We start from the raw sequence: 19,478 nt of genomic DNA on the forward strand, positions 1-19,478 counted from the left end.
GCGGCCTGGCGCTTGGCCGGGGCCGTGCTGGCCCCCCTGGCCGGCCGGGCCCAAGCCACCGTGGTGCCCCTCACCAACGGCCGCGCCGAGGCCGAAGCCGGCGTGCTGGCCGGCGTGACGGTGGCCACCACGCCCACCGGGTTTTCCGGCGCGGGCTTCGTCACGGGCTTCGATAACAGCGACGCCAAAAACGTGGCCATCACTTTCGACAATCCCACCGCAGGCCTCTACAAGCTGTCGGTGGGCTACACGTCGCCCTTCGGCCCAAAGGTGGCCAACCTGGACGTGAACGGGTCCAAGTCGACCGTTTCGTTTGCTGGCACCACCGCCGGGACCGATTTTGCCGCCGCCGACGCCGGCACTGTGCTGCTGCCTGCGGGCCTGACCACCGTCACCATCGGCGGCAATTACGGCTACTACGGGGTGGACTACGTGCAGCTAACGACTGCTTCGGTGGCCCCCCCGCCCAAGCCGGCCAAGCAGCTCTCCGACCCGCTGGCCACGCCCGCCGCCAAGGCGCTGCACGGCTACCTGGTCGATTTGTACGGTAACAAAATCCTGTCGGGCCAGCAAGACGACCAATACGGCAACCCTAATTCCGAAGTTAAATACGTGCTGGCCACCACCGGCAAAGAACCGGCCATCGTGAGCATGGACGTATTCGACTACTCGGCCGCGCCGGTGGCCAAGTATGGCACGCCCAGCGGCACCACCGAGCGCTACCTGGGCTGGAGCAGCAGCGGCAACGGCCGCGGCATCACCAGCCTCATTTGGCACTGGCGGGCCCCCGCCGACAACGTGACGACCGCCAACCCGACCGGCAGCCCGGACGGTGCCTTCTACACCGTCAACACCGCCTTCAACTTCGCCGACGCGCTGGCTGACACGGCCGGCACCAAGTACCACTTGCTACTGGCCGACATCGACCTGATTGCCGTGCAGCTCAAGAAGTTCCAGGCGGCGGGCGTGCCCGTGCTGTGGCGGCCGCTGCACGAAACCCCTGGTACGTTTTTCTGGTGGGGCAACCAGGGCCCCGACAATTTCAAGAAGCTCTGGCAATTGCTTTACACCCGCCTCACGGTGCGCCACCAGCTGCACAACCTGATTTGGGTGTATTCGGCCAACGCCACGCCCGACGCGGCCTGGTACCCGGGCGACGCCTACGTAGACGTGGCCGGCGACGACATCTACCAATCCACCCCCGTGCCCGACCCCAACGTGAACATCTCGGGCAACTGGACCGCCATGCGGGCCCTGGCCCCCACCAAGCTCATCGCCCTCACCGAGAGCGAGAGCCTGGTGAACCCCGACCAGGCGCGGGGCTACGCCACGTGGTGGTCGTGGTTTTGCGCCTGGCAGGGCAGCTACATCCGCACCCAGCCGGTGGCTTTCCTCACCAGCTTGTATAACGACAACGACGTCATTACCAAGGATGAATTGGCCGATTGGATAACCCAGTCGCCCCTGGCGGCCCGCAGCGGCGCGGCGGCCACGGCGGCCGGCCTCACCGCCTTCCCCAACCCGGCCAGCGGCGCCACCCTTAACGCCCGCCTGCGCCTGGCCACTGCCCAGGCCGTGACGGTGGAGCTGGTGAACACCCTGGGCCAGCGCGTGGCCACGCTGCACCCGCGCCTAGCCGCCGGCGACAACCAGTTCCAGGTGCCGCTGGCCGGCGTGGCCCCCGGCGTGTACCAACTGGTGGTGCGCTCCGAGCGCCAGCCCACCCTGAGCCAGCGCGTACTGATCACCAAGTAATTATCCAGGCTTTTCTCACAAATAAGGGCCCGGCTGCGCTTGCAGCCGGGGCCCTATTTTTTTGCGTGGTACGCCGCGGGCGCGGCTACGGCGCGGTGTACAGCCGCGGGCGGTCGGCCTCGAATATGGTGAGCGGGTCTTGGTAGAAGCGCAGGAAGCCGGGCACGCTGGCGTGGCCGGGGTACGGCGCGTAGAAGTGGCCGGTGTGGGCGTTGCGCCACACCATGAGGTAGGCAATTTGGCGGGCCTGCGGGTCGGCCTTGATCTGGCCCAACAGGTTTTCGTCGAACCAGTTGGGGGCCGTCAGTTTTTCCAGGCCGGCTTCGGTGAGGGCGGGGATTTTGTGGCGCTGGTGCGCCTCGCCCACGATGGCGGCCAGGGTGGCGACGCCCTTATTGGGGGCGGCCACGGCGTTGAAATCGCCGTAGTCGTCGAAGCCCAGCACGTCCACGTAGTCGTCGCCGGGGTAGCGTTCGAAGTACTCGGCCATGTTGGGCACGCGGTCGGGCGAGTAGGCGAAGAGCAGGTTGTGCACCTGTTTTTCGTCGCGCAGGTACCGCACCGTGAAGCGCCAAAGCTGCACAAACTCGGCCTGGGTGCAGTGGCGCTTGCCCCACCAAAACCACGAGCCCGTGTGCTCGTGAAACGGCCGGAAGATGACGGGCACGGCCGTGCCGTCGGGCGCTTGGAGGCCTCGGAAGTATTCGGCGGCCACGTCCAGGGCCCGCACATAGGCCGCGTGCTGGGCCCCGCCCGGCAGGATGGCCGCCACCACGGCCGTGGTGTCGTAGAAGTTTTTGCCGGTCACGAAGTTGTCCATGTGCCAGCAAAACGTGTTGAGGCCCCCGCGCTGGTAGGCGTCGAGCACCAGCTGGCGGTGGCGGCGCAGCGCGGTGTCGGTGGCCACGGCGCGGCCCTGGCGGGCGGCGTTCACCACTTCGGCCACGTCCCAGCCGTACACCGCGGGGTTCGAGCCGCACACGCTTTTGATGTCGCTGCGGTCGGGCTCGTCGTGCCAGCCCACGCCGTACTGCGTAGCGTCCTGCTGGCCCACCAAAATGCCCGGCCCGCGGGGGTGCAGCAAGTTGTAGAACAGCGCCTTGGTTTGGTATGTGGCCTTTTTATCGACCACGGCCACGGGGTGCGGGAAGCGGCCAGGGGCCCCCGCCTGGGGCCCCTGGCCAGCCCGGCAGCCGGCCAGGGCCAGCACCGCACCTAGCAGCCAGACGGCCCGCGCCGGGCGCTTCGTGGCGCGGGTGGTCATCGTTTCAGCGGCTGCGCAGCCACGCCTTGGGTGGTTATTTTAACGGGCAGGATGCGGCCGGTTTTGTCGAAGTGCATCTCCTCTAGGCACACTTGGCGGTGGTTGCCGTCGGCGTCGCCGAGCGGGTGGCGGTGGTAGGCGATGTACCAGCGCTCGGTGCCCGGCACCTGAATGACGGAGTGGTGCCCGGCGCCGGTGCCCACTTTGGGGTCCTGGGCCAGGATTTTGCCTACTCGCTGGAACGGGCCAAACGGCGAATCGCCCACGGCGTAGGCCACCGAGTAGTCGGGCCCGGTCCAGCCGCCCTCGCTCCACATGAAGTAGTACTTGCCTTGGCGGCGGAACATCAGGGGGCCCTCCACGTAGCCCTGGGGCGTGATGGAGCGGAACGTGGTGCCATCGGCGAAGGGCACGAAGCCCGTGAAATCGTCCTTCAGCTGGGCAATGTTGCAGTGCCCCCAGCCGCCGTAGATGAGGTAGTATTTCCCGTCGCCGTCCTTGAACACGAACTGGTCGATGGGCTGGGCCCCGTTCTCCACGGTGCCCACCAGCGGGCGCTTAAGCAGGTCCTTAAACGGACCGGCCGGGCTGTCGGCCACGGCCACGCCGATGCCTCCCGGCGGCTCGTTTGCTTTTTCGGGGTGGTAGTCGTTGGCCCCAAAAAACAGGTAGTACTTCCCGCCCTTCTCCACAATGGCGGGGGCCCACATGGCCCGGTGGGCCCACTTCACGCTGGCCGTGTCGAGCACGTGCGGGTGCTTGGTCCAGGTCACGAGGTCGGGCGAAGAAAACGCGTCCAGGTACACCTGCTGGTTGTAGGGGGCCGAATAAGTGGGGTATATCCAGTACTGCTTCCCAAAAATGGCCGCCTCCGGGTCGGCGTACCAGCCGGGGAAAATGGGGTTGCCGGCCGCTTTGGCGGGCTTTGCGGGCGTGGCGGGGGCCCGTTGGGCCCAGCCGGGGGCGCTGGCGGCCAGCAGGCCGGCGAGCAAAAGGGTGTGTTTCATGCGGTGGTGCAAGGCACTGGGGAGTTTTGCCCAACGGCGGCAAACCCCACCAGCACCGGGTGGAAAGGGGAAGGACTTGGGGCCCCAAGGTATTCACCACCATCCAAAAACTCCGGCTTGGCCCAGCCCACGGACTGGCTGATACCTGTTTTGGTCAAAAAAATACCAGGATTGTTCTGCGCAATTGGCCGACCTTCGCCTATGCTTTCCGCCCGTTTTTCCGCCCTTCTTCCGCCCGCCATGCTCCCCCCCCGCTCGCTACTAATATCCACCGTTTTATTGGCCTTGGCCGCCCCTACTGCCCGGGCCGCCGTGCGCCTGCCCGCGCTGGTGGGCAGCCACATGGTGTTGCAGCGCGACCGGCCGGTGCCGGTGTGGGGCTGGGCCGCGCCGGGCGAAAAAGTGACCGTCACGTTTCGGGGCAAGGCCTACCCGGCCACGCCCGGCGCGGGCGGCCGCTGGCAGGCCACGCTGCCGGCCACGCCCGCCGGGGGCCCCTACGCCCTCACGGTGCAGGGCAGCAACCGCATTGAGCTGACGGACATTCTGGTGGGCGACGTGTGGCTGGCCTCGGGGCAGTCGAATATGCAGTTCAAGGTGAAGGACGGCAACCCCGGCGGCTACCAGCCCACCAATAATGCCGACCAGGAAATTGCGGCCGCCAACTGGCCCCGCATCCGCATGTTCACGGTGAGCGAGGCGGTGGCCTACCGCCCGCAGGCCGAGGCCGCCGGCAGCGGCTGGCAGGTGTGCAGCCCGGCCACGGTGGCGCAGTTTTCGGCGGTGGCGTACTTCTTCGGGCGTAACTTGTACCAGCAGTACCAGGTGCCGATGGGCCTGGTGGTGAGCAGCTGGGGCGGCACCCCGGCCGAGGCCTGGGTGAGCGCCGCGGGCCTAAAAGCTTTCCCCGAGTTCAGCAAAACGGTGGCCGACTTTGCCAGCCGCACCACTGAGCTGGCCGCCGACCAGCAAGCCTTCGCAGCGCAGCAGCGCGCCTTTGGCCAAAACCTGGCCACCCACGACCAGGGCTACCTGCCCGGTGGCAAAACCTGGGCCGGTGCCGATTTTGACGCCCGCGCCTGGCCCACCATGGCCCTGCCCGGCGCTTGGGAGCGCACCCCCGCCCTAGCCGACTACGACGGCGTGGTGTGGTTCCGCAAGGAAATTGAGCTAACCGCCGCCGACGCTGGCCGCGACCTTACCTTGGCCCTGGGGGCCATCGACGACGCCGACAGCACCTGGTTTAATGGCGTGAAGGTGGGCGGCACCACCGGCTACAACCAGCCCCGCACCTACCGCGTGCCCGCCGCGCTGGTGCACCCGGGCCGCAACGTGGTGGCCGTGCGCGTGGTGGACACCGGCGGCGGCGGCGGCCTCACGGGGCCCGCCGAGGCGCTGCGCCTCACCACGCCCGGCCGCACGCTGGCCCTGGCGGGGCCCTGGCAGTACCAACTGGGCGTGGCCCCCGGCCTGGTGCCCAAGTCGCCCATAGCCGGCGGGGCCCAAAATGCCCCCACGGCCCTCTACAATGCCATGATTGCTCCGCTCGAATCCATGGCCCTCAAGGGCGTCATCTGGTACCAGGGCGAAAATAACGCCGGCCGCGCCGCGCAGTACCGCACCCTGTTCCCGGCCCTGATTGCCGACTGGCGCGCCCACTGGGGCCCCCAGCTGCCGTTCTTTTTCGTGCAGCTGGCCAACTTCCAGCCCGCCCAACCGCAGCCTACCGAGTCGGCTTGGGCCGAGCTGCGCGAAGCCCAGGCCGGGGCTCTAAAACTGCCCCGCACCGGCATGGCCACCGCCATCGACATCGGCGACCCCGCCGACATCCACCCCCATAACAAACAGGAGGTGGGCCGCCGCTTGGCCTTAGCCGCCCGCCACGTGGCCTACGCCGACAACCAGCTGGTTTACAGCGGCCCCACCTACGCCAGCCAAGCCCCTACCGGCCCCGCCATTCGCCTGAAATTCACCCAAACCGGCGCCGGCCTGCAAGCCAAGGGCGGCACCCCGCTGCAAGGCTTCGCCGTGGCCGGGGCCGACCGCAAGTTTTACTGGGCCACGGCCAAGTTAGTGGGCAACGAAGTGGTGGTGCAAAGCGAGCAAGTACCGACCCCCGTGGCCGTGCGCTACGACTGGGCCGACAGCCCCAACGGCAACCTCTACAATAAGGAGGGCCTGCCCGCCGTGCCCTTCCGCACCGATACTTGGCCAGGCATCACAGAGGGCCACAAGTAGCCTGTAGCGTGGACTCTGTAGCCCGCGGCTTTGAATGGTCGCTGCACGGGCTGTAGCGACCGTTCTAACGCGCGGACTCGCAGAGTCCACGCTACACCTATTCTAAATAAAGATGCGGGTGCCCGAGAAGTTGCTGCGGAACTCCTTAGGCGTGCAGCCTTTCTTCTTTTTGAAGGTGCGGTTGAAGTTGGAAATGTTGTTGAAGCCGCACTTGTAGGCCACTTCGGCCACGTTATGGGTGGTTTCGATGAGCATGCGCGTGGCGTGGCCCAGCCGGATTTCGTTCAGGCTGTCGATGAACGTGCTGCCGATGCGCTTCTTGATGAAGCGGCTGAAGGAGGCCACCGGCATGTTGGCCACCTTGGCCACCTCCGTGAGGGTGACGGCGCGGCTGTAGTGGGCATTCATGTACTCGAATACCTTCTCGATGCGGCGGCTGTTGTAGTTGAGCTGCTCGTTGTTGGAGCTAGAGTCGGAGAGCGTGCGCAGGTTGCGCGACGTGGACAGGTCGTGCAGAATGGAGAGCAGCTCCAGCACCGAGTCGAACCCGTTCTTCTGGCCCAGCGCCAGGATGCGGGGCTGGAGCCGCTCGATGGTGTCGCGCGAGAACAAAATGCCGCGCTGCGCCTTCTCAAACATCGTTTTGATGAAGCTGAGCTGGTTTTTGCGCAGGAACCGCTCTTCAAACAAGTCCTTGTGAAACTGGATGGTGAGCTCCCGAATGTCCTCGGTTTCGCACTTGTGCGTGAACCAGGCGTGGTACAAATTGGGCCCCACGAGCACCAGCTCCAGGTCGTCGATGGCCTCGATGTGGTCGCCCACGATGCGCTTGGCGCCCTTGGCGTTCACGATCAAATTCAGCTCGTATTCCTCGTGGTAATGCAGCGGGAAGTCGAACTTCTTTTTGGCACGGGAGAACAGCGTGAAGCAGTCGCTTTGGGTCAGCGGCGTGATTTCACGCATGATGTCGGGCTTCATAGTAAGGCGGGTGGGAGGGTTAGGGTCAATAAAAGTACACCGCGGCGGCGAAAATGCTATCAATCCGCAATCCTTTGCAGCAAGGGGCCCCAGCGGTCATTTTACCCAGTTATAGCACTGGCAGGGCATATATAGTCTGAAAGCTCACTAAAATGAAGCAATGGCCTACAAATAAATGAGCCAATAGTATTACGAATTGCTCATCGATTGCGGGACCTTTGTTTCCGTGGCGCTTGCCAGAATCCTTGTTTTTCTATTCCCTCGTTTCCACTTCCCCGCCCGGGGCGCGGTTGCCAGGCGCCGGGCCCGCTTGGTGCGGCCCGCAGCAGCTTTTTCGGGCATTCACGCGGTTTTTACATGACCAAACTTTTTCGATGGAGCGGCGCGCTGGCCTTGGGTGCAGCCCTGGCCACGGGGGCCCTGGGGGCCCCGGCGCCGGCGGGCTTCGTGCAAGCCAAGGGCACGCAGTTCACGCTCAACGGCAAGCCCTACCGCTACATCGGGGCCAACTACTGGTACGGCGGCTTGCTGGCCACCCAGGGCCCCGCCGGCAAGGCCCGCCTGGCCCAGGAGCTGGACTTTTTGAAGCAGCACGGCGTGGCGAACCTGCGCGTGATGGTGGGCGCCGAGGGCCTGAGCAGCGGCTACCAGTACCGGGTGCTCCAGCCGCTGCAGCCCACGCAGGGGCAATTTGACGAAAACATCATGGCCGGGCTCGACTACCTGCTGGCCGAGTTGGGCAAGCGCCAGATGAAGGCCGTGCTGCACTTCACCAACACCTGGGAGTGGAGTGGCGGCCTGGGCCAGTACCTGGAGTGGAACAACTACACCGGCCAGCCCCTGCCCAAAAACCCCGGCTACACTTGGGACAAGTACCGCGCCTACATCGCGCAGTTCTACAGCTGCGCGCCGTGCCAGGACGCCGTGGCCACCTACATTCGCTACGTACTGGCCCGCACCAACACCCTGACGGGCAAGCGCTACACCGCCGACCCGGCCATCATGGCCTGGGAAATCATCAACGAGCCGCGGCCCATGCTGCCCGCTGCCAACCCCTCTTTCGAGGCCTGGATGAAGCAGACGGCGGCCCTGGTCAAATCCATCGACCCGAACCACTTGCTGACCACCGGCAGCGAGGGTACCATGGCCTATGACGGCGACCAGGGCGTGTACGAGCGCCTGCACGCCGACCCGCACATCGACTACCTCACCATCCACATCTGGCCCAAAAACTGGAGCTGGTTCCGCGACACGGCCACCGCTAAGGGCTTCCCGGCGGTGCTGGCCCGCACCAAAGCCTACGTGGACCAGCACGTGGCCGTGGCCGCCCAGCTGCGCAAGCCGCTGGTGGTGGAAGAGTTTGGCCTGCCGCGCGACGGCCAGGTATTCACCTTAGGGGCCCCCACGGCCCTGCGCGACCAGTACTACGGAGCCCTGTTTGGCATGGCCAAGGGCAACACGCCGGCTGGCCGCGTCATTGCGGGCTACAACTTCTGGGCCTTTGGCGGCGCGGCGCGGCCGGTGCCGGGCCAGGTGTTCTGGAAGCCCGGCGATGCCTACATGGGCGACCCCGGCGGCGAAGAGCAGGGCCTGAACTCGGTGTTCGACGCCGACCAATCGACCTGGGCCGTGATTGACCAGTACACCAAAACCATCCGCTAACCCACCACCATGAAGCTGTTTCGCACTTTTGTGCTGGCCGCTACGGCCGCCGCACTGGCCCTGGGGGCCCAGGCGCAAGCCCCGGCGCCCATCGCCGACCCAGCCGCCACGCCCGCCACCAAGCTGCTGCTGGCCAACCTACACCGCCTGCTGCCCCGCGGCGTGATGTACGGCCACCAGGACGACCTGGCCTACGGCATCGCCCAAGCCGGCCAAATGTGGAAGGGCGACGCCAACCGCTCCGACGTGAAAAGCACCGCCGGGGCCTACCCCGCCGTATTTGGCTGGGAGCTGGGCCACCTGGAGCTCGACAGCGCCCGCAACCTCGACGCCGTGCCGTTTGCCAAAATTCGGAGCTACGTGCAGCAGGCCTACGCCATGGGGGCCGTCAACACCATCAGCTGGCACCTGGACAACCCGCACAACGGCAAAACCGCCTGGGACACGGCCCGCACCGTGCCGTTCATCCTGCCCGGGGGCCCCGACCACGCCAAGTACGTGGCGCGCCTCGACCGGCTAGCCGCTTTCCTAGGCAGCCTGAAGGGCCCTAAGGGCGAGGCCATTCCGGTCATCTTCCGGCCGTTTCACGAGCACACGGGCTCGTGGTTTTGGTGGGGCAAGAAGGAATGCACCCCGGCCGAGTTCACGGCCCTGTGGCGCTTCACGGTGGACTACCTGCACAACCAGAAAAAGCTCCACAACCTGATTATCGCCTACTCGGCGTCGGACTTTGCCGACGAGGCCGACTACCTGGAGCGCTACCCCGGCGACGCCTACGCCGACGTGCTGGGCTTCGACGATTATGTGAATGGGAAGGACCCGGCCAAGTTCCAGCCCGGCATGGCGCGCAAGCTGGCGCTGCTCACCAGCATCAGCAAGGCCCACGGCAAGCTGCCGGCCCTCACCGAGGTGGGCTACGACGGCGTGCCCGACCCCACGTGGTGGACGAAAACCATGCTGCCGCTGCTCAAGCAGTACCCCGTGTCGTACGCCCTCACCTGGCGCAACGGCGACCCGGTGCACTTCTTCACCGCCTACCCCGGCCAGGCCAGCGCCGCCGATTTCAAGCAGTTCTTCCAGGACAAGCAAACAATTTTTGCCAACCGCCTGGGGCCCCTGCGCCTCTACACCAAGCCGATTTAGTAACTGTGTGGAATACGATGGATTTGAAGATGTGAAAGATGCCGCCCCGGCGCAATAGCCAAGTTTTCACCCTGTTCATTTCCGCATATCTCACAGCTCCGCATTGCCCCATTCCCCTGATGAAATTACATTTAATTGACCTCCTGATCATCGCGGCGTACTTGCTAACGACGGTGTTCATCGGCATTTACTACAGCAAAAAGGCGCGCGAAAATAAGGACAGCTACATGCTGGGTGGCCGCACGCTGCCCTGGTACAAGCTGGGCCTGAGCGACGCCTCCGACATGTTCGACATCAGCGGCACGATGTGGATGGTGAGCTTGTGCTTCGCCTACGGCATGAAAAGCATCTGGATTCCGTGGCTCTGGCCGGTGTTCAACCAGGTGTTTCTGATGATGTACCTCTCGCGCTGGCTGCGTCGCTCGGGCGCCAGCACCGGGGCCGAGTGGCTGGCCACGCGCTTCGGCACCAAGGGCCCCGGCGTGCTGGCCTCGCACCAAGTGGTCATCGCCTTCGCGCTGCTCAGCTGCCTGGGCTTCCTGGCCTACGGCTTTGTGGGGCTGGGCAAGTTCGTCGAGATTTTCATTCCCTGGGACCTGGTGAAGGGCTACGTGCCCTTCGCTGTGGCGCCGCAGTACGTGCCGCACGTGTACGGCATCGTGTTCACGCTGTTTGCCATGTTCTACGCCATCGTGGGTGGCATGCACAGCATCGTGCTCGGCGACATGATTAAGTACGCCATCATGACGGTGGCTTGCGTGGCCATCGCCGTCATCGCCTACACCAACCTGCAAGGCAAGCAGTTGGCGGTGCCCAACGGCTGGTTTAACCCGTTCTTTGGCTGGCGGCTGGGGCTCGATTGGTCGAAGCTCATCCCGGAAGTAAACAGCAAGATTTCCAGCGACGGCTACTCGCTGTTCGGCATTTTCTTCATGATGATGGCCTTCAAGGGCGTGTTTGCCTCGCTGGCGGGCCCCGCGCCGAACTACGACATGCAGAAGATCCTGAGCACCCGCTCGCCCGAAGACGCCAGCAAGATGAGCGGCTTCGTGTCCATCATCCTGCTGCCGGTTCGCTACGCCTTCATCATCGGCCTCACCATCCTGGGCCTGCTCTACTACCACCAGATGAACCTGAAGGCCCCGGACGGGACCATCGACTTCGAGCGGATTCTGCCGATTGCCATCAACAACTTCCTGCCCGCCGGGCTGGTGGGCCTCACGCTCACGGGCCTGTTGGGGGCCTTCATGGGCACGTTCAGCGGCACCGTGAACGCGGCCCAGGCCTACATCGTGAACGACATCTACCTGAAGTACGTGAACCCCCAGGCCCCCACGAGCCGCATCATTTCGATGAATTACCTGGTGGGCGTGGTGGTGGTGGCCGTGGGCGTGGCCCTGGGCTTCATCGCCAAGGACGTGAACACGGTGCTCCAGTTCATCGTGTCGGCACTCTACGGCGGCTACATCGCCGCCAACGTGCTGAAGTGGCATTGGTGGCGCTTCAACGCCACGGGCTTTTTCGTGGGCATGCTCTCCGGCATCGTGGCGGCGCTAGTGTTCGGGGCCCTCATCCCGGCCGCCAACCTGCTGTACTGGTTCCCGCTGCTGTTCGGCATTTCGCTCACGGGCTCCATGGTGGGCACCTATCTCTCGCCGCCGACCGACGCGGCCGTGCTCCAATCATTCTATAAAACGGTGCGGCCCTGGGGCTTCTGGGGCCCCGTGCTGGCCCAGGTGCAGGCCCAGGACCCGAGCTTCCGGCCCAACCCCAACTTCGGGCGCAACATGTTCAACATCGTGCTCGGCATTATCGCCCAGCTCTGCCTCACCATTTTACCCATGTACCTGTTGCTGAGCCAGCACGTGCCGCTGGCCATTACGGTCGCCATCCTGGTCGTGGTCGGGCTCATCCTGAAAAAAACCTGGTGGGAACGCCTCAGCGACGACTAGCCTTTCCGGGCCGCCGGCGCGTGGCGCTGGGCCGGTGGCCTTTTTAACTGGTGCGCTACCAACCCGCTTTTATCTTATCTAACCCCCTAATCCCCGGCCGCGCTGGGGCACCCAGCTTCCTTTCCAATGGCCTCTTCTGTATTCAATCGCCGCTTGCAGCAGCTGCAAGCCAACCACGATGCGCTTGTGCGTCGCGCCAACCCCCGCGAGGAGGTTGGCAACGGTATTTTTGACCGCTACGCCCACCCGGTGCTCACGGCCGCCCACGCCCCGCTGGCCTGGAAGTACGACCTGAACCCGGCCACCAATCCCTTCCTGATGGAGCGCATCGGCGTGAACGCCACGCTGAACGCGGGGGCCCTGAAGTGGCACGACAAGTACGTGGTGGTGGCCCGCGTGGAAGGCAACGACCGCAAGTCGTACTTCGCCGTGGCCGAAAGCGCCAACGGTGTGGACGGCTTCCAGTTTTGGGACCGCCCCATCACGATGCCCGAAACCGCCGAGCCCGACACCAACGTGTACGACATGCGCCTCGTGGCCCACGAAGACGGCTGGGTGTACGGCCTGTTTTGCACCGAGCGCCGCGACCCCGCCGCCTCCGACGCCGACCAGTCGGCCGCGCTGGCCAAGTGCGGCATCGCCCGCACCAAAGATTTGGTGGCCTGGGAGCGCCTGGCCGACCTCACCACCAACTCGGCCCAGCAGCGCAACGTGGTGCTGCACCCCGAGTTCGTGGACGGCCAGTACGCTTTCTACACCCGCCCTCAGGACGGCTTCATCGAGGCCGGCTCGGGCGGTGGCATTGGCTTTGGCCTGTCGCCGTCCATCGAAAACGCCACGGTGCTGCAGGAAGTCATCGTTGATAAGAAGCAGTACCACACCATTTCGGAGCTGAAAAACGGTCTGGGGCCCGCCCCCCTCAAAACCGAGCAGGGCTGGCTGCACCTGGCCCACGGCGTGCGCAACACCGCCGCCGGCCTGCGCTACGTGCTGTACCTGTTCATGACGGACTTGCACGACCTCACCAAAATCATCCACAAGCCGGCCGGCTACTTCCTGGCCCCGGAGGGCGACGAGCGGGTGGGCGACGTGTCGAACGTGGCCTTCGGCAACGGCTGGATTGCCGAGCCCGACGGCCGCGTGTTCATCTACTACGCCTCCTCCGACACGCGCCTGCACGTGGCCACCTCCACCCTGGCGCAGCTGCTCGACTACGTGGTGAACACCCCCGAAGACGGCCTGCGCTCGGCCGCCTCGGTACAGGCCATTAACGCCCTGGTGGACCGCAACGAAGCCTTTTTGCGCGGCTCCGACGTGGCGGCGCACGCCGTAGCCAACACGATGGCCAAAGCGGCCCTTTAATTTTCGCTTGTTCGTCGCCCGCTGCGGCCGCCGTCTTCCCCGTCGGCAGTCGCAGCGGGCGATGCTTATTTCCAACCGCATGTACCAAGCCGCCGACTTTCAGCGCGAACTCGACCGCATTCTCTCCTACTGGGCCACCCGCGCCGTGGACGAGACAGACGGCGGCTTCTACGGCCGCCTCGACGCCCACGACGCCGTGGTGCCGGGGGCCCCCAAGGGCGCGGTGCTCAACGCCCGCATCCTGTGGACCTTCTCGGCGGCCTGCAATCACGCGCCCGACCCCACGCGCCTGGCCCTGGCCCAGCGCGCCTACGACTACATCCGCCAGCACTTCGTGGACGAAGAATTTGGCGGCGTGTACTGGACCGTGGACGCCCAGGGGGCCCCGCTCGACACCAAGAAGCAGGTGTACGCGCTAGCCTTTACCATCTACGGCTTGGCCGAATACTACCGCGCCAGCGGCGACGCGGGGGCCCTGGCGCTGGCCCAGGCGCAGTATCGCACCATCGAAGCCCACAGCTTCGACGCGGCCCAGGGCGGCTACCTGGAGGCCTTTGCCCGCGACTGGCAGCCGCTGGCCGACCTGCGCCTGAGTGCCAAGGACGCCAACGAGAAGAAGACCATGAACACCCACCTGCACGTGCTGGAGGCCTACGCCAACCTGTACCGCGCGTGGCCCGACGCCGGCCTGGCCCAGCAAATCAGGGCCCTGCTGGGTGTGTTCGATGCCCACATCATCGACCCCGGCACGCACCACCTGCGGCTGTTTTTCAACGAGAACTGGGCGTCAAAGTCCGACGTCGTGTCCTACGGCCACGACATTGAGGCCGCTTGGCTGCTACTTGAAGCCGCCGAAGTGCTGCACGACGAAGCCCTCATTGCCCGCTTCCGGCACCTGGCCCTGCCCATGGCCGTGGCCGCCGCCGAGGGCCTTGACGCCGACGGGGGCCTCAGCTACGAGCTGGAGCCCGGCTACCTGGTGCGCGAGAAGCACTGGTGGGTGCAGGCCGAGGCCCTGGTGGGCTTTTTGAACGCTTACCAGCTCAGCGACGACCAGCAGTTTATGGATTATTTCAATAACGTGTGGCAATTCACCCAGGCCCATATCCTCGACCGGCAAAACGGCGAGTGGGTGTGGGGCGTGGAAGCCGACCACGCCCTGATGGCGGGCCAGGACAAGGCCGGCCTCTGGAAGTGCCCGTACCACAACGGCCGCGCTTGCCTCGAGATTTTACGGCGCAACGCTTAGATTTCAGCGTTCTACCGAATCTCTTGCCTCATGGACAGACGTAATTTTCTCCAGATTTCTGGCCTCGCGCTGGGCAGTTTAGTAACGCGCGCCGCCGTGGGGGCCCCAGCCGCCCCCGCCGAAACCGTGGAACTGCCCACCCGTGTACTCGTGCGGCTCGGCCCCGGCCCGGAGACGCAGGCCCTGGTGGCGTCCGATGGCCGCCGCACTTGGGCCTACCGCGACGTGACGGTGCACCTCACGCTGCAGGCCGGCGGGGGCCTGGCCGTGGCAGTGCAGTCGCCCACCCTGTCCCTGCACGCCGTGCAGCTGCACTGGCGCTACGCGGCCCCGGCCACGGCCACCGTGCTAGGCGACGCCTGGGAGCGCACCTACGGCGACGTGCAGTTTCAGCCGCCTGCCTTGGCCCGCAAGCTGCCCTGGTATTTGGTGCAGCACGACCCACGCGCCGGACGCACGGCTTGCTTCGGGGTGCGCACGGGGGCCCACACCTTTTGCTACTGGCAGGTGGGCAGTGGCCAATTGCAGCTAACCCTCGACACCGAGAGCGGCGGGGTGGGCGTGCGGCTAGGGGCCCGCACGCTGGCCGCCGCCACGGTGCTGGCCACCACCGGCCGGCCCGGCGAAAGCGCTTTCGCCACGGCCCACCGCTTTTGCGGCTTGATGAGCCCGGCCCCGCGGCTGCCGCGCCAGCCCGTGTACGGTATCAACGACTGGTATTTTGCCTACGGCAACAACTCGGCCGACCTCATTTTGCAGCACACCCGGCTGCTGGCCGAATTGATGCCGGCCGTCGACAACCGGCCGTTTTCGGTGATTGACGCGGGCTGGGCGGCCTACGCGCCCGCACTGCCCGGCGACGGCTCTTGGAACGACGATTTCTCGCGGCCCAACGCCAAGTTCCCCGACATGGGCAAGCTGGGCAGCGACATCCGGCAACTAGGCATGCGGCCCGGGCTGTGGATGCGCCCGCTCTGCGCCAGCCACACCACGCCGGCCAACCGCTTGCTGCCCCGCATTGCGGGCCGCGACGATCCCCGCAGGCCCGTGCTCGACCCCACCATCCCCGAAAACGTGGCCAGCATCCAACGCAATTTTGCCACCTACCAGGCGTGGGGCTACGAGATGGTGAAGCACGACTTCAGCACCTACGACCTGCTGGGCCGCTGGGGCTTTGAGATGAAAGACCGCCTCACGCCCCCCGGCTGGCGCTTCCACGACAACTCCCGCACCACCGCCGAAATTACCCTGGCGCTGTACCAAGCCATTCGCGACGCGGCGGGGCCCACTTACATCATCGGCTGCAACACCGTGGGCCACCTAGCGGCGGGCTTGTTCGAGCTGAGCCGCACCGGCGACGACACCAGCGGCCAGGAATGGGACCGCACCCGCAAAATGGGCGTCAACACGCTGGGCTTCCGCTTGGTGCAGCACAACCAGTTTTTTGCCGTCGACGCGACTGCGTGGGCCTCACCCCCAAAGTAGCGTGGGCCCAGAACGCGCAGTGGATGCGCTTGCTGGCCGGCAGCGGGGCCCCACTGTTCGTGTCGGCGCAGCCAGAAGCCGTCGGTGTCGCCCAAAAAGAAGCCCTAAAAGCCGCTTTCGCCCAGGCGGCACGCCCGCAACCCGTGGGCGAGCCGCTCGACTGGCTCACCGCGCTGTGCCCCACCCAGTGGCGGCTCGACGGCAAGACCACGGCCTTCGACTGGAGCTAACCGGCCCGTATTCCACCCCGCACCACCCACCGTTTCTTAGCCCATCCGCCGTGCACCGCCTGCTGCTTGCCCTCTCGTTGCTGTTGCTGCCGGCCGCTGGGGCCCTGGCCCAAACGTACTCCGTGCGCGACTTCGGGGCCCTGGCCGATGGCAAAACTTTGGCTACGGCCGCTATCCAGCAAGCCATCGATGCTTGCAACCGCGGCGGCGGCGGCACCGTGGAAGTACCCGCTGGTGTGTACGCGGTGGGCACGATTGCGCTGAAGACTAACGTCAACCTGCACCTTGGTAGCGGGGCCGTACTCCGGGGCAGCCCCAACGTGGAGGACTACCTCGCCTATACCCTGCCGGTGTACGGGCGCAACCACTACGGCATCCTCTACACAGCCAACGCCACCAACGTATCCCTCACCGGGCACGGCACCATCGACGGCAACAACGGCGTGTTCTACGATTTCGACCAAGCCAAGAAGCTCGACACCGCCACCACGCGCTACACGCGCCAGCGAAGCAACTTCCGCCACGTAGCCGAAGGCATTGGCGACGGGCCAGTGGTGCCCAAGGATAGGCCCCGGCAAATGGTCATTTTCTCGCAGTGCGTGAACGTGCGCGTCACCGACGTGTCGCTGCTCAACTCGCCGTTCTGGACGCTCCACTTTGCCGACTGCGACGCCGTGAACGTGGACGGCATTCGCCTGTGGACCAACTTACTGGTACCCAACGCCGACGGCATCGACGTGACCAGTAGCCGGAACGTAACCATCGAAAACTGCGACATCCGGGCCGGCGACGACGCGCTGGCCATTACCGGCTACGACCACCACTTCGAGATTCCGGGCTTCACGAGCGTGCGGCACGCCTGCGAAAACATCAACGTCAGCAACTGCAACCTGCAGTCGTACTCCAGCGGCATCCGCATCGGGTTTTTGGATCAAAACACGGTGCGCAACGTCAACGTGAGCAACTGCAACATCACCAACTCGACGCGCGGCATCGGCATTTTCCTGCGCGACGCGGGCTCGCTGGAGAACCTGACGTTCACCAACATCCGCATCGAAACCAAGCTGCGCACCGGCGACTGGTGGGGCAACGGCGAGCCCATCCACATCTCGGCCGTGCGCGGCAAGGAGAACGTGCAACTGGGCCACATCCGCAACGTCACCTTCACCAACGTGAGCTGCCGGGCCGAAAACGGCATCCTGCTCTACGGCAGTGCTGAGAGCCCGTTAGAAGATATCACGTTCAATAACCTAAAGCTGGAATTAGTGGACAGCCCGCTCAACGACGTGGCCGGCGGCAACGTGGACCTGCGCGGGGCCCTGGTGCCCAAAACCAGCCTGTTTGCCCGCGACATCCCGGCCTTCCTGGCCGAGTACGTGAATGGGCTCACCATCGCCGATTTCAAGCTTGCCTGGACGAACCAGCGCGCCCCGTTTCTCACCCACGGCATCGAGGCCAGCCATTTCCAGCATTTGCGCATCGACCACTTCACTGGCACCGGGGCCCCCAACAACGCGGCTACCCACCCGGTAGTGCTGCGCGACGGAACCGCCGCCGCCGTGGACCGGCCCAAAGCGGACGTGCAGCGTACCCGCGTTCGAAAACGCTAGCCGCCGGCTGCTCCGCCAAGCCTACTTAATAAGCCCCCGTTCTTTGTTTTTTTAGCTGCTAGGCCCGGCCCAGTCCTCCCCGTTGGGGCCGGCTGGTGCCGTGCCCATGCCTGCCATCCAGTGCTATTAGCGCAGCGATAAGTAGCAAAATAATTATAAATATATAAACTATCTAATATAATCTATTTCGTAAGGGTTATTCGACGGCGACCAGGCGGAAACTTAAGAATCCAAAAGACATCGTGACCAGGGCCCCACCGCGGAAAAAATAATTTATCGCAGTCGGCACATCGAAAAAGTGGTTAAAAACCAAATTGACAGCTAAAATGCCCATTCCCATTACCAACATCAGGTGCGCCAGCGTGAACTTTTTCATAATAGTGACTTTGAGTAAGAATAAACAGGATGTATCCAACACCACACAATGCAATCGTATGTGTCGTCCCAAATGTAAACAAAAATGTAACACGGCAAAGAAAATAACTGTCAACTAGAATATAATTTAATCTGGAGACCGGCCTTCCTACCGGCCCCTATCAACTCTGTCACGGTGGCGCTTATTTTTTGGGTAGCAGGTGCCAACGGTTAATTCCCATTCTGCCGGGCCCCAGGCAAAAGCCCACTTTCTTTGCGTAGCAATTGCACGCGGCCCTTGGTGCCGGCGCGGGGGCCCCGCATCCCGGGGACCGCTGCACCACCGCCCGCGCCGCTGCGCCCGCCCACACCCGCTTTCCGATGACGATTATTAACCCGCTAACTTTTTCTTACCGCAGTACGGCCCAGGTCCGTTGGCACACAAAAAAGCCCCTGCCGTTACCGACAGGGGCTTTTGGTGATCCCGCTGGGATTCGAACCCAGGACCCGTACATTAAAAGTGTACTGCTCTACCAGCTGAGCTACAGAATCATTTCGGGGGAAACAAGAAAGGCGTTACCTTCTTTGTGGGCACAAAAGTACGGCAAGCTTTTTGGGCGCGCAACTACACCGCAAAAAAAAGTGCCTTGGCACTTCGCAGGGGCCCTATTGCTGGGGTTATGGCGCTGCCTTTCTGGGGATTGGGTGCTGACGGCGGCGCGAAAAAAAATTTACCGGGGGCCCTAGTGGGCGCCGTTGGGGCCCTGCCCCGGGTCGATTCGCTGCTGGCGGCGCGCCAGTACGCGGCGGCCACGGCCTTGCTGCGGCGGCAAGTGTGGGGCCAGCAGCGGGCCTCGGCGCGGGCGCTGCTGCAACTAGCCTACGCCCAGCAGCAGCTGGGCCACTACCCGGCCGCCCTGCTGTACCTGGGGTTGGCGCAGGCCCGCCAGCCCCGCCTCGATACCTGGCGGCAGCAGGCTGCACTGGCCGCCCGGCACCGCTTGGTAGGCTACCCCACTACCTGGCAGCAGGAGCTGCGCGTGCGCGCCCAGCGCTACGTACTACCCCGGCTTGCAGCTGGCTGCTGCTGGGGGCCGTGCTGGGGGCCGTGGTACTGGGGTGGCGCTGGCGGCGCGCCCGCCCGGCCGCCTGGCTCGGCTACGCAGGCTATCTGGGGGTGGTGGGGGGC

General features: G+C 64.9%; 15 protein-coding genes and 1 tRNA gene. 11 read left to right on the forward strand and 5 right to left on the reverse strand.

Going from position 1 to position 19,478, the window contains the following annotated elements:
* Nucleotides 1-1,755, forward strand: a 1,755-nt coding sequence (locus BEN49_RS24630; RefSeq protein WP_094123223.1) for a glycosyl hydrolase, incomplete at its 5' end; no start/stop codon positions are given.
* Between the two features lie 85 nt (nucleotides 1,756-1,840).
* Here BEN49_RS24630 and BEN49_RS24635 read toward each other — a convergent pair.
* Complete coding sequence (locus tag BEN49_RS24635) at nucleotides 1,841-3,019, reverse strand: glycoside hydrolase family 26 protein (protein ID WP_070747635.1); 1,179 nt, start codon at nucleotides 3,017-3,019, stop codon at nucleotides 1,841-1,843.
* Entirely contained in the window at nucleotides 3,016-4,026 is a 1,011-nt protein-coding gene (locus BEN49_RS24640; protein WP_070747638.1) for a glycoside hydrolase family 43 protein, read from the reverse strand. Before BEN49_RS24640 ends, BEN49_RS24635 begins: the two co-directional genes overlap by 4 nt.
* A 240-nt stretch (nucleotides 4,027-4,266) precedes the next feature.
* Here BEN49_RS24640 and BEN49_RS24645 point away from each other — a divergent pair, with 240 nt between their 5' ends.
* On the forward strand, nucleotides 4,267-6,264 hold the full coding sequence (locus BEN49_RS24645) for a sialate O-acetylesterase (RefSeq protein ID WP_070747641.1): 1,998 nt from the start codon (nucleotides 4,267-4,269) through the stop codon (nucleotides 6,262-6,264).
* Nucleotides 6,265-6,366: 102 nt separating this feature from the next.
* Here the strand turns inward: BEN49_RS24645 and BEN49_RS24650 are convergent, their stop codons facing one another.
* Entirely contained in the window at nucleotides 6,367-7,242 is an 876-nt protein-coding gene (locus BEN49_RS24650; protein WP_070747644.1) for a helix-turn-helix domain-containing protein, read from the reverse strand.
* Between the two features lie 357 nt (nucleotides 7,243-7,599).
* On the opposite strand from BEN49_RS24650, the gene BEN49_RS24655 reads away from it, so the two are divergent.
* From BEN49_RS24655 to BEN49_RS24685, 8 genes are all read left to right on the forward strand, one after another.
* Nucleotides 7,600-8,904 carry a glycoside hydrolase 5 family protein gene (locus BEN49_RS24655; RefSeq protein WP_125917233.1) on the forward strand — a complete coding sequence of 435 codons (1,305 nt, stop codon included), beginning with the start codon at nucleotides 7,600-7,602 and terminating at the stop codon, nucleotides 8,902-8,904.
* Nucleotides 8,905-8,913: 9 nt separating this feature from the next.
* Nucleotides 8,914-10,047, forward strand: a complete 1,134-nt coding sequence (locus tag BEN49_RS24660) for a glycoside hydrolase family 26 protein (protein WP_070747647.1) — start codon at nucleotides 8,914-8,916, stop codon at nucleotides 10,045-10,047.
* 119 nt (nucleotides 10,048-10,166) lie between these two features.
* A complete protein-coding gene (locus tag BEN49_RS24665) occupies nucleotides 10,167-11,999 on the forward strand; it encodes a sodium:solute symporter family protein (protein ID WP_070747650.1) in 1,833 nt (610 codons plus the stop codon).
* A 126-nt stretch (nucleotides 12,000-12,125) separates the two neighbouring features.
* Nucleotides 12,126-13,361 (forward strand): glycoside hydrolase family 130 protein, encoded by a 1,236-nt coding sequence (locus BEN49_RS24670; RefSeq protein WP_070747653.1) that lies wholly within the window; start codon nucleotides 12,126-12,128, stop codon nucleotides 13,359-13,361.
* Between the two features lie 79 nt (nucleotides 13,362-13,440).
* A complete protein-coding gene (locus tag BEN49_RS24675) occupies nucleotides 13,441-14,610 on the forward strand; it encodes an AGE family epimerase/isomerase (protein WP_239692095.1) in 1,170 nt (389 codons plus the stop codon).
* Nucleotides 14,611-14,640: 30 nt separating this feature from the next.
* Entirely contained in the window at nucleotides 14,641-16,095 is a 1,455-nt protein-coding gene (locus BEN49_RS24680; protein WP_125917235.1) for an alpha-amylase family protein, read from the forward strand.
* Nucleotides 16,074-16,325, forward strand: a complete 252-nt coding sequence (locus BEN49_RS28565; protein ID WP_158023081.1) for a hypothetical protein — start codon at nucleotides 16,074-16,076, stop codon at nucleotides 16,323-16,325. The genes BEN49_RS24680 and BEN49_RS28565 overlap by 22 nt, the downstream gene beginning before the upstream one ends.
* Nucleotides 16,326-16,375: 50 nt before the next feature.
* Nucleotides 16,376-17,935, forward strand: coding sequence for a glycoside hydrolase family 28 protein (locus BEN49_RS24685; protein ID WP_070747659.1), 1,560 nt, complete (start codon nucleotides 16,376-16,378; stop codon nucleotides 17,933-17,935).
* 196 nt (nucleotides 17,936-18,131) lie between these two features.
* Here BEN49_RS24685 and BEN49_RS24690 read toward each other — a convergent pair whose 3' ends face one another.
* Nucleotides 18,132-18,311: a hypothetical protein gene (locus tag BEN49_RS24690; RefSeq protein WP_070747663.1), complete on the reverse strand. Its 180-nt coding sequence runs from the start codon at nucleotides 18,309-18,311 to the stop codon at nucleotides 18,132-18,134.
* A gap of 454 nt (nucleotides 18,312-18,765) precedes the next feature.
* Nucleotides 18,766-18,841, reverse strand: a tRNA-Lys gene (locus BEN49_RS24695).
* A gap of 128 nt (nucleotides 18,842-18,969) precedes the next feature.
* Between BEN49_RS24695 and BEN49_RS24700 the strand changes: the two genes are divergently transcribed.
* The coding region (locus tag BEN49_RS24700) for a hypothetical protein (protein WP_141765715.1) at nucleotides 18,970-19,478 on the forward strand (509 nt) is incomplete at its 3' end.

It is taken from the genome of Hymenobacter coccineus, assembly GCF_001816125.1.
GTDB classification, from domain to species: domain Bacteria; phylum Bacteroidota; class Bacteroidia; order Cytophagales; family Hymenobacteraceae; genus Hymenobacter; species Hymenobacter coccineus.